We start from the raw sequence: 12739 nt of genomic DNA on the forward strand, positions 1-12739 counted from the left end.
CCTCAAGACGGAGGAATATTAATTCTCTATCTATTGATATATAAATAACCTGCTTTTTCTTTCGTTACACCACTTGTGTTTTCATATTTAAGCATATAATAATATGTCCCTTCTGGCAATTGTGTTGATTTTTCAATCGTAACTCTTCCTGATGATATGCCTCGGAATGCGCGATCGTTATTGTTATAACTTGTTGCCTCGTACACTAATACTCCCCAACGGTTGTAAACTTCTACTGAATTATTAGGAAATTTATATATTCCGTCTATAAAGAATATTTCATTATCACCATCTCCATTAGGTGTCATGTGGTTGTAAATAACAAGTTCCTCATTGTTTGACGGATTAACCGTTACTGTTACAGTGGCCGTTTTACAGTTTGTTGGTGTGGCTCCTGTTTCACAAATAGTATAAGAAACCGTGTAAATACCACTTGGGGTACCTGGCTCGATGCTTACATTACCATCTGCATCGATACGGATAGGACCTGTAGTAACGGGCGTTACATCTGTATTGGCTGTCGTTACAGCAACGTCATTTAATGTATCGGCTCCGTTTCCGTTATTATTTACTAAAACGCTTCCTGCATCGGTACTTGTGCTAGATGAAGTAGCTACAGTACCTAAGTTATCGTCCTTAGCAACTAACTCATTTTTAACTTCAACAATTACTTCAGCTGTTTTACAGTTTGCCGGATTTGCTCCTGTTTCACAAATTGTATAAGGAATCGTGTAAGTACCACTTGGGGTACCTGGCTGGATAGTTACATTACCATCTACATCGATACGAATAGAACCTGTTGTAACAGGGGTTACATCTGTATTGGCTGTCGTTACAGCAACACCATTTAATGTATCGGCTCCGTTTCCATTATTCGCTAAAACGCTTCCTGCTGGGGTACTCGTGGCAGCAGAAGCAGCTACAGTACCTAAGTTATCGTTTTTAGAAACTAATTCATTTTTAACTTCAACAATTACTTCAGCTGTTTTACAGTTTGCTGGTGTAGCTCCTGTTTCACAAATTGTATAAGGAATCGTATAAGTACCACTTGGGGTACCTGGCTGGATAGTTACATTACCATCTACATCGATACGAATAGAACCTGTTGTAACAGGGGTTACATCTGTGTTGGCGGTGGTTACTGCAACACCATTTAATGTATCGAATCCGTTTCCATTATTCGCTAAAACGCTTCCTGCTGGGGTACTCGTGGTAGCAGAAGTAGCTACAGTACCTAAGTTATCGTTTTTAGAAACTAATTCATTTTTAACTTCAACAATTACTTCAGCTGTTTTACAGTTTGCTGGTGTAGCTCCTGTTTCACAAATAGTATAAGAAACTGTGTAAGTACCACTTGGGGTACCTGGCTCGATTTTTACATTACCATCTACATCGATACGAATAGAACCTGTTGTAACAGGGGTTACATCTGTATTGGCTGTCGTTACAGCAACACCATTTAATGTATCGGCTCCGTTTCCGTTATTATTTACTAAAACGCTTCCTGCTGGGGTACTCGTGGTAGCAGAAGTAGCTACAGTACCTAAGTTATCGTTTTTAGCAACTAATTCATTTTTAACTTCGACTGTAGCAATGGCTGTATCGCAGTTTACTGGAATTGCGCCGTTCTCACATATTTTGTATTCAACTGTATATATTCCACTTGGCGTACCAGCTGCTACGCTAATGGTACCATCTAGATTTAATGTTAAGCCTGCTGGAACTATACCTACTGAGGTAAGAGTTACCTCTCCTGGATTGATCCCTATTACTACTGCTTTTCCATCTAAAGTATCGTTTAGTGTTACTGCTGGAGTAATGCTAACCCCTGAGCTATTTGCTGTTAGTGCGTCATCTTTAGCATCAATTGGATTTAAAACGCTAACTGTAGCAATGGCTGTATCGCAGTTTACTGGAATTGCGCCGTTCTCACATATTTTGTATTCAACTGTATATATTCCACTTGGCGTACCAGCTGCTACGCTAATGGTACCATCTAGATTTAATGTTAAGCCTGCTGGAACTATACCTACTGAGGTAAGAGTTACCTCTCCTGGATTGATCCCTATTACTACTGCTTTTCCATCTAAAGTATCGTTTAGTGTTACTGCTGGAGTAATGCTAACCCCTGAGCTATTTGCTGTTAGTGCGTCATCTTTAGCATCAATTGGATTTAAAACGCTAACTGTAGCAATGGCTGTATCGCAGTTTACTGGAATTGCGCCGTTCTCACATATTTTGTATTCAACTGTATATATTCCACTTGGCGTACCAGCTGCTACGCTAATGGTACCATCTAGATTTAATGTTAAGCCTGCTGGAACTATACCTACTGAGGTAAGAGTTACCTCTCCTGGATTGGTCCCTATTACTACTGCTTTTCCATCTAAAGTATCGTTTAGTGTTACTGCTGGAGTAATGCTAACCCCTGAGCTATTTGCTGTTAGTGCGTCATCTTTAGCATCAATTGGATTTAAAACGCTAACTGTAGCAATGGCTGTATCGCAGTTTACTGGAATTGCGCCGTTCTCACATATTTTGTATTCAACTGTATATATTCCACTTGGCGTACCAGCTGCTACGCTAATGGTACCATCTAGATTTAATGTTAAGCCTGCTGGAACTATACCTACTGAGGTAAGAGTTACCTCTCCTGGATTGATCCCTATTACTACTGCTTTTCCATCTAAAGTATCGTTTAGTGTTACTGCTGGAGTAATGCTAACCCCTGAGCTATTTGCTGTTAGTGCGTCATCTTTAGCATCAATTGGATTTAAAACGCTAACTGTAGCAATGGCTGTATCGCAGTTTACTGGAATTGCGCCGTTCTCACATATTTTGTATTCAACTGTATATATTCCACTTGGCGTACCAGCTGCTACGCTAATGGTACCATCTAGATTTAATGTTAAGCCTGCTGGAACTATACCTACTGAGGTAAGAGTTACCTCTCCTGGATTGGTCCCTATTACTACTGCTTTTCCATCTAAAGTATCGTTTAGTGTTACTGCTGGAGTAATGCTAACCCCTGAGCTATTTGCTGTTAGTGCGTCATCTTTAGCATCAATAGTGTTTTTAACTTCGACTATTGCAATGGCTGTATCGCAGTTTACTGGAATTGCGCCGTTCTCACATATTTTGTATTCAACTGTATATATTCCACTTGGCGTACCAGCTGCTACGCTAATGGTACCATCTAGATTTAATGTTAAGCCTGCTGGAACTATACCTACTGGGGTAAGAGTTACCTCTCCTGGATTGATCCCTATTACTACTGCTTTTCCATCTAAAGTATCGTTTAGTGTTACTGCTGGAGTAATGCTAACCCCTGAGCTATTTGCTGTTAGTGCGTCATCTTTAGCATCAATTGGATTTAAAACGCTAACTGTAGCAATGGCTGTATCGCAGTTTACTGGAATTGCGCCGTTCTCACATATTTTGTATTCAACTGTATATATTCCACTTGGCGTACCAGTTGCTACGCTAATGGTACCATCTAGATTTAATGTTAAGCCTGCTGGAACTATACCTACTGGGGTAAGAGTTACCTCTCCTAGATTGGTCCCTATTACTACTGCTTTTCCATCTAAAGTATCGTTTAGTGTTACTGCTGGAGTAATGCTAACCCCTGAGCTATTTGCTGTTAGTGCGTCATCTTTAGCATCAATTGGATTTAAAACGCTAACTGTAGCAATGGCTGTATCGCAGTTTACTGGAATTGCGCCGTTCTCACATATTTTGTATTCAACTGTATATATTCCACTTGGCGTACCAGTTGCTACGCTAATGGTACCATCTAGATTTAATGTTAAGCCTGCTGGAACTATACCTACTGGGGTAAGAGTTACCTCTCCTGGATTGATCCCTATTACTACTGCTTTTCCATCTAAAGTATCGTTTAGTGTTACTGCTGGAGTAATGCTAACCCCTGAGCTATTTGCTGTTAGTGCGTCATCTTTAGCATCAATTGGATTTAAAACGCTAACTGTAGCAATGGCTGTATCGCAGTTTACTGGAATTACGCCGTTCTCACATATTTTGTATTCAACTGTATATATTCCACTTGGCGTACCAGCTGCTACGCTAATGGTACCATCTATATTTAATGTTAAGCCTGCTGGAACTATACCTACTGGGGTAAGAGTTACCTCTCCTGGATTGATCCCTATTACTACTGCTTTTCCATCTAAAGTATCGTTTAGTGTTACTGCTGGAGTAATGCTAACCCCTGAGCTATTTGCTGTTAGTGCGTCATCTTTAGCATCAATTGGATTTAAAACGCTAACTGTAGCAATGGCTGTATCGCAGTTTACTGGAATTGCGCCGTTCTCACATATTTTGTATTCAACTGTATATATTCCACTTGGCGTACCAGTTGCTACGCTAATGGTACCATCTAGATTTAATGTTAAGCCTGCTGGAACTATACCTACTGGGGTAAGAGTTACCTCTCCTGGATTGGTCCCTATTACTACTGCTTTTCCATCTAAAGTATCGTTTAGTGTTACTGCTGGAGTAATGCTAACCCCTGAGCTATTTGCTGTTAGTGCGTCATCTTTAGCATCAATTGGATTTAAAACGCTAACTGTAGCAATGGCTGTATCGCAGTTTACTGGAATTGCGCCGTTCTCACATATTTTGTATTCAACTGTATATATTCCACTTGGCGTACCAGTTGCTACGCTAATGGTACCATCTAGATTTAATGTTAAGCCTGCTGGAACTATACCTACTGGGGTAAGAGTTACCTCTCCTGGATTGGTCCCTATTACTACTGCTTTTCCATCTAAAGTATCGTTTAGTGTTACTGCTGGAGTAATGCTAACCCCTGAGCTATTTGCTGTTAGTGCGTCATCTTTAGCATCAATTGGATTTAAAACGCTAACTGTAGCAATGGCTGTATCGCAGTTTACTGGAATTGCGCCGTTCTCACATATTTTGTATTCAACTGTATATATTCCACTTGGCGTACCAGTTGCTACGCTAATGGTACCATCTAGATTTAATGTTAAGCCTGCTGGAACTATACCTACTGGGGTAAGAGTTACCTCTCCTGGATTGATCCCTATTACTACTGCTTTTCCATCTAAAGTATCGTTTAGTGTTACTGCTGGAGTAATGCTAACCCCTGAGCTATTTGCTGTTAGTGCGTCATCTTTAGCATCAATTGAATTTAAAACGCTAACTGTAGCAATGGCTGTATCGCAGTTTACTGGAATTGCGCCGTTCTCACATATTTTGTATTCAACTGTATATATTCCACTTGGCGTACCAGCTGCTACGCTAATGGTACCATCTAGATTTAATGTTAAGCCTGCTGGAACTATACCTACTGGGGTAAGAGTTACCTCTCCTGGATTGGTCCCTATTACTACTGCTTTTCCATCTAAAGTATCGTTTAGTGTTACTGCTGGAGTAATGCTAACCCCTGAGCTATTTGCTGTTAGTGCGTCATCTTTAGCATCAATAGTGTTTTTAACTTCGACTATTGCAATGGCTGTATCGCAGTTTACTGGAATTGCGCCGTTCTCACATATTTTGTATTCAACTGTATATATTCCACTTGGCGTACCAGCTGCAACGCTAATGGTACCATCTGGATTTAATGTTAAGCCTAATGGAACGTTTACACCTGTTAGACTTACTTGACCTACTGCTGCACCTATCGTAACGTTTGATCCGTTTAACTTATCGTTTAACGTTACATTTGGGATATTTCCTCCTGAGGCAACTGTTACTTTGGCATCGTCTACTGCATCAATAGTGTTTTTAACTTCTACTATAGCAATGGCTGTTGTACAATTTGAAGGGGTTATATTAGACCCCGTAACTGGATTTGCTTCACATAACTGATATGTAACATTATAAACTCCTGATGGAGTATTGGCCGCTACCGTTATATTCCCTTCTGAATCTACGCTTAATGGACCCGTTGTAACAGGCGTTACATTGGTATTAGCTGAGGTAACCGCTACTCCATTTAATGTATCATTTGTCGTAACATTTCCTGGTACTGTAACTATAGCATTTGTACTCGCAACTGTTACTTTTGGATCATTTACTGCTACTATCACATTTATTGGAATAGGTGTACTAGTAGAAGAGTTATTACCTAGTGTAGGATCAAACTCAATTCCTGTAACAGTAGCAGTATTTACATAACTACCTGTAGCTTTAACCGTTGCTACAATATTTAATGTTTCTATAGCTCCATTTGTTAATGCACCAATAGTCCAAACTCCAGTACCTGAATTATAAGTTCCTACGGAAGACAAACTACCAACAAAAGTATAGCCTGATGGTAGTAAATCATTTACGATAACTCCCGTTGCAGTACTTGGTCCGGCATTAGTTACCGTAAGTGTAAAAGTTACATTACTCCCTACATTAGGTGTAGCGCTACTAACTGTTTTTGTTATTCCTAAATTCGAATTAGGGGTAAAATATCCAAAATCATGTGTTAAATTTGACTCAGATATAGACAATGCCTCTGTTTGTATATTTCCTCCTGTGGTTGAAATAGCACTTCCATCGATAACTTTTCCTGTATCAGTCACTCTCACAATATAATCACCTGGAAGCAAACCACTCACATTATAAAAACCTCCTACTCCAGTAGTAACAGTTGTTAGTAAAAGATCATCAATATCAATAATTCCATTCTTATTTAAATCATCATGAATATTAATTGTTACTCCAACTATTCCTGTATCTACACTATCAAAAATACCATTGTTATTAGAGTCTCGGTAAACTCTCCCCCCTATAATACCATCTGCAGCAACACATCCACCTGCATCGAACGGACTTGGTATATCATTTGTAACGCCATCAGATGTAGTCAATACTTCCGTATTAGAAATAGTATGAGTACTTGGAAAATATTGTCTAACTCTTTCACTAACTAACCATAAATTATTTAAATGATCTTGAGCTATTTGAGATACATAAGTAACACTCCCTGATACTATAGTAGAAGCTGTCGTATTGACACCGAAGACGTAAGTTGTTGGTATTGTATACTCAAAAACTCGACCACCAGAAGTTCTAACTATTAGATCTCCTATAATAGCAAAATCTCCCATAGAATCAGCTTCATCAATCTGAATTACAGGTACAGCATTAACTAATGTCAAACCATCAGCTGACATCGTACATTTATAGATTACTGTATCAGGATTAGGTGTACCTGTAAGAGATTGTTCTATCGCTAAATACAAAAATCCCCCATCAAAAGCAGCTCCTCCAGAACCTATACCGGCTGTTCCCAGCGTTATACCTTGAAATGTGACATTTGACGATACCACAACATGTGTATTAGTCGCTATATTGTAAGCATACAAAGCAGTATTAGTAATATTTTCATTAGTATTGGCATAATACATTATTCTTTTTGCCGCATCAGTAGCAAAAGAATTCAGACCTGCCTTTCCTACTCCACTTACAAAAGGACTAGTCGTTATAAAAGTAGATTTACCTGTTCTTATATTAACAGAATAAATATTATTATTTACATTCATCAAAAAGCCCCCTTGCTGAAAACCATTCCCACATTGCGAATATGATTTTTCAACGGATAAAAAAAATGACATAATAAAACTCATTAGAAAAATTAAATTTCTAACTTTATGTCCAAATGTTTTTGGTATTTTTTCGACCATATATTAATTTTTTTAAAAATTTTAGAATAAGGTTTTAAAAATATGTTTTCACATATTATACTATTTAAACTATTATCTTGTTAAAATATAAAAATCAATTATTTTCAGAATTTTAAAAAGATATCATTAAAAGCTATATTGATTTGCAATAGATACTTTTACCTTCTATATGAGGTTAAGAATACCCCACAATACCCACAATCAACTAAAAATTTAAATAACCAATACGCTCTATTATATATGATCGTAAGATTATTATTTTTTAATTTGACTTACTTTTTAATACGATAATTCGTTTAAAGACATGAATTATCTAGATAATTCATTTTATTAACCACTCATATTTCACCATTTTAACTCCTATAAAACAAAAGATACAAATAATCACCTTTTATTTTAAAAACATTTTTTTATAACAAACAATAAAAAAACAGCTAAAATAAACAAAATAAAACTAAAAATATTTATTTTGTGATTTAATTAATAAAAAATGGAGTATATAAATAAAACCATTAATTAATATAGTTTATTAATTCAATAGATACTAATTATCATTGATTTAGATATACAAAAGAGTTTCATATTCTAATTAAAACAGAAGGAAGAATTTTTTAAATAAAAGAAAGCAAAAATTATTTGCTTTTATTGAGCAAATAAAATGAAGATGGTAACAAAACTAAATGATTTAAAAAACTACTTTTAGTAGATAGTATGCCTTTGGAAGTGTGCAAATTATTTCATTCTTCGAGAAGTAAAATTTGTAAAGAAATAGTTTTTTATATTTAATAAGTCATTTTCTGCTTCTCGAAATTTATATTTTACGTATAGAAACTTGACACAGTATGATCAATAAATGATCCTTTTCAACACTTTTGTTTGTCTTTTACTTGAGTTTTCTATATTCATTATTTAACCCAGATTTCAAAAAAGTAGTGTTCTTTGACAAATGAGAGCTAACTTGTATTTGCGACCGAAGCCTATGTAAAAAATGGTGAATTTATCCCCTCCCAAATTTTGGCTAAAATGCAAAAAGGCTTCCAAATGGGAGCCTTTGAGAGAATCAATGATCGAACACCATCTTATCTCGTATAGAATAATTTTAGCTAAGATATTACATTTCCTCGCATTTTAATAAAATGAAAATTTATGAAAAGTTTCGAAAAAATGCAAATTGTAAATCCCAATGCGGCAGGAATTGATGTTGGATCACGTTCTCATTTTGTAGCCATAGGACAGAATGAAAATCAAATTAGAGAATTTAATGTTTATCAATTGCTTAAAATCAGTTAGATAAAATTACGCATTAAACTCGAACGAAGTAAATCAGCGAAGCAAATCCATTCACTTTATTTTCACCATTCAAGCACGTACTCTCCCACTTAGTCATCAAAATAACTCTCTATTTCTTCTTCTATAACTTTCTGTAATCACTTGAATTTATTCATTTTTTTCAAAAAGAAGTCTAATGCGATATCTGGGTTAAATTCAAAAAAGAAAGTTTTAATCCTTAATTTATAGTACATTCCTAAATGTATTAACCAAGAATTAAATACAATAATTTATTTTTTATCTCTCTAAAAGCTATTAAAATAAATTCTTCATTAGGTATTTGGATACATTAAAATTTCTGCTGGTTCAAAAGAAACTTTTCCTGTTGGTTCTACAAAATATTTTAAAATAAGCTCTCCCCAACCCGATTCACCGGTGAAATCAGCAATTATCCATCGATGATTTAAAAAACGAACTTTATTAATAACCATTCCTTCGTATGAAATTAATGGATTTCCTTTAGGATTATTATTCATTTCAACTAATTGTTCTTTTATTTTCGGCATTAATTGATCTATATCTTGATCCTCAAAATAATCCCTAGCCTTATCGTTATGTACTAATGAAAAATAATCTCCTTCTTCTTTTTCTGCAACAATCTTGGCTATTGAATCTTTTATCTTTTTCTTATATTTTTCAGTTGTTTGGCTATCATGATTAAATTTTTTAGTAGCATACATTAGTTGAAAAATATTCATTAAAACTGAAAAGATGAATCCGTATAAAAGTAATTTTCTCATATATATTAAATAGTTATTTCTAAATTATCATAAGCTACCCACACATTATCTGGTAATTTTTTTTGTATTTCTTCATGAAATCCAAACAAATGGCTTATATGGGTTAGATAAGCTTTCTTGGGCTTTACTTTTTTTATTAATGTCAATGCTTCTTCCAAATTAAAATGTGTTTCATGAGGTTCTTCACGCAACGCATTAATTACTAAAACTTCTAATTCTAAAAGTTTATTTAACTCTTTTTCATCAATACTTTTAACATCTGTTAAATACGCAAAACGATCAAAACGATAACCGAAAGTTTGCAAATTTCCATGCCAAGCACTTATAGGCTCTATTTTTTTATCATCAATATTTACTAATTGTCCATTAACTACAAGTGATTTATCTACACTAGGAGCTCCTGGATATTTATCAATCGTTTCAAAGATATAGTCAAATCTTTTTTCTAAATTTTTTAAAACGCGTTCATGTGCATAAATAGGGATATTTCCTTGTCTAAAGAAAAAAGGACGTATGTCGTCTAGACCTGCTGTATGATCCGCATGCTCATGTGTAAAAAAAATGGCATCAATTTTGGGGCATTTTGATGAAAGCATTTGTTGTCTAAAATCCGGTCCACAATCTATTATAAATGAGTGATGATCCCATTGAATCCATACAGAAACACGTAAACGTTTATCTCTTACATCCTCACTTAAACAAACAGGATGATCACTCCCTATAACAGGAATACCTTGTGAGGTTCCGGTACCTAAAAAATATATTTTCAATAGAAATGCTTTTTTTTACAAAAATAAATATTATTTGATAAAAAATAAGGCTTTTACTACCTTTGCAAAGTATTTAATTATGAAGATGAAAGATCTACAAAAAGAAATTAGATTAAAAGGAGATAGAGAGATTGAACAAATCCCTTCCATAAGCGATAAAGCACTAAGAATCAATTTAAATGAAAACATCTATGGTACTTTTGCCGAAATAGGTGCTGGACAGGAAACGGTTAGACACTTCTTTAGAGCAGGTGCTTCCTCTGGTACTATTGCTAAAGCAATGAGTGCTTATGACAAAGATTTTAGTGACGCTATTTATGGTATAGAAGATGATGGGCGTTACGTAACAGAAAGTCGTTTACGCAAAATGCTTCAACATGAAATTGAATTAGTTGAACAGCGTTTAAAAAGAGAAAAGCATCCCAACAAATTATTTTTTAGCTACGCTAATACTGTAGCTACTATAGATTTTGCTAAACAATATAAAGGACACGGATGGGTTGGTATTATTTTTCAATTAGATCCAGACGAAGCTTATAACGAAATTATTCTTCACATTCGTTTCAAAGAAAATGATGCAAAACTACAACAAGAAACTTTAGGCAAACTAGGTGTAAACTTAATTTACGGTGCCTTTTATAAATACAATGATCCCAAACGTTTGTTACGTTATTTATATGATCATATAGACAAAGACCAATTAGAAATTGATACTGTAAACTTTTCTGGTCCTCGTTTTAAAGAAGTAGACAACCGCCTAATGAGTCTACAATTAGTACGTAATGGCATGACAGATGCCGTTATGTTTGACCCTAATGCTAAAAACGTATTACCTGCCCAAATTTTATACAAAAAAAACATTTTAGCTCTTAGAGGCAGTTTTCGCCCTGTTACAAAAGTTAACATGGATATGTATGAAAAATCACTACAAATGTTCCTTCAAGAAAACAAGGTTAAAGAAGAAAATACCCTTGTAGTATTTGAAATTACTTTATCTAACTTACGTTCTGATGGTGAAATTGACGAAAAAGATTTCTTAGACCGTGCTGAACTACTTTGCTCTTTAGGACAAACCGTTTTAATCTCTAATTTTCAAGAATATTACAAAGTTGTAGAGTATTTCTCGAACTACACCAAAGAACGCATGGGACTTGCCATGGGAGTTAACAACTTAATTGATATTTTTGATGAAAAATACTATCGCCATTTAAGCGGTGGAATTCTAGAAGCCTTTGGCAAATTATTCTATCGCGATATGAAAGTATATCTATATCCTATGGAGGATGAAGACGGCACTATTCTTACTTCTCAAAATCTTAAAGTACATCCTAGAATGAAAGAATTATACAAATTCTTTGCTTACAACGGAAAAGTAATTGACATCACAGATTTTGACAAATCACATTTGAAAATATTTTCTCGTGAGGTTTTGAAAATGATCGGATGCGGTAAGCCTGGCTGGGAAGAAATGCTTCCTAAAGGTATCGCTGAACTAATCAAACGCGATCACTTATTTAGTTGTGATGAGAACAAAAAAATAGAAAAAGTATAATTTTTATAAACAACCCAAAAAAGATATTTTTTACTTCTAAAATCCTCGTAAATCGAATATAATTCCTTTTTTATGAAGATAGGATTAATGTAAATTTCTTCTTTTTTGGGTTATTTTTTTAATTTAACTGTTCCTGAAAAGCCTCTATGACCACACTTGCTTCTAATATTTGATTAGGTGATTTTCCCATAAGATAAAGTACTCTTTTCATCGCACTCGGATTCAACCCCATATTTATTCCTATCTCATATATTCTTTCCTTTTCCCTATTATGTAAGATACCGTCACAGTGCATCAATAAAGCCAATCTATAAAATTGTAAAATACGTTGAAATTCATCTTTCACAACCTGTTTTAATCCTTTCAACTTAAATAATTCTAAAAAAGTAGCTTTATCTATCTCCAACTCTTGTGCTACTATCCAAAGAAAATCATATTCTTTATCGTGTAATTCTCCATCTACAACTGCAAATTCAATCATTTCTTGCAATAAATTAATCTTTTCTCTCTGGCTATTCATCTTTATTTTTTTTGCCAACAAATCTATAATTTTTGCATAGAATATACAAAAACAGTGTGACAATATGAATTCTCTCAAATTAGTTAATCATCTTATGATAATAAAGAAAAGGATAAAACAATATACAAATGCACAGAAACTTTTACAGCAAACATAACTTTACTATA

6 protein-coding genes are annotated in these 12739 nt (G+C 34.8%); 2 read left to right on the forward strand and 4 right to left on the reverse strand.

The genetic code is table 11. The features are described from left to right. Positions 1–26: 26 nt before the first annotated feature. On the reverse strand, positions 27–7592 hold the full coding sequence (locus tag NAB20_RS13485; protein WP_375605251.1) for a gliding motility-associated C-terminal domain-containing protein: 7566 nt from the start codon (positions 7590–7592) through the stop codon (positions 27–29). Positions 7593–8807: 1215 nt separating this feature from the next. On the opposite strand from NAB20_RS13485, the gene NAB20_RS13490 reads away from it, so the two are divergent. Next, positions 8808–8951 (forward strand): hypothetical protein, encoded by a 144-nt coding sequence (locus NAB20_RS13490; protein WP_164849044.1) that lies wholly within the window; start codon positions 8808–8810, stop codon positions 8949–8951. Positions 8952–9262: 311 nt separating this feature from the next. Here the strand turns inward: NAB20_RS13490 and NAB20_RS13495 are convergent, their stop codons facing one another. Together NAB20_RS13495 and NAB20_RS13500 are read right to left on the reverse strand one after the other, a co-directional pair. Continuing rightward, on the reverse strand, positions 9263–9730 hold the full coding sequence (locus tag NAB20_RS13495) for a hypothetical protein (protein WP_088394575.1): 468 nt from the start codon (positions 9728–9730) through the stop codon (positions 9263–9265). 5 nt (positions 9731–9735) lie between these two features. Continuing rightward, entirely contained in the window at positions 9736–10500 is a 765-nt protein-coding gene (locus tag NAB20_RS13500; RefSeq protein WP_105196589.1) for an MBL fold metallo-hydrolase, read from the reverse strand. Positions 10501–10585: 85 nt separating this feature from the next. On the opposite strand from NAB20_RS13500, the gene NAB20_RS13505 reads away from it, so the two are divergent. Then, positions 10586–12052: a TonB-dependent receptor gene (locus NAB20_RS13505; protein WP_127822855.1), complete on the forward strand. Its 1467-nt coding sequence runs from the start codon at positions 10586–10588 to the stop codon at positions 12050–12052. A 118-nt stretch (positions 12053–12170) separates the two neighbouring features. On the opposite strand, the gene NAB20_RS13510 is transcribed toward NAB20_RS13505, so the two are convergent. After that, entirely contained in the window at positions 12171–12572 is a 402-nt protein-coding gene (locus NAB20_RS13510; protein WP_088394581.1) for a TerB family tellurite resistance protein, read from the reverse strand. Positions 12573–12739: the final 167 nt, after the last annotated feature.

The organism is Flavobacterium davisii (assembly GCF_042182265.1).
Lineage (GTDB): Bacteria > Bacteroidota > Bacteroidia > Flavobacteriales > Flavobacteriaceae > Flavobacterium > Flavobacterium davisii.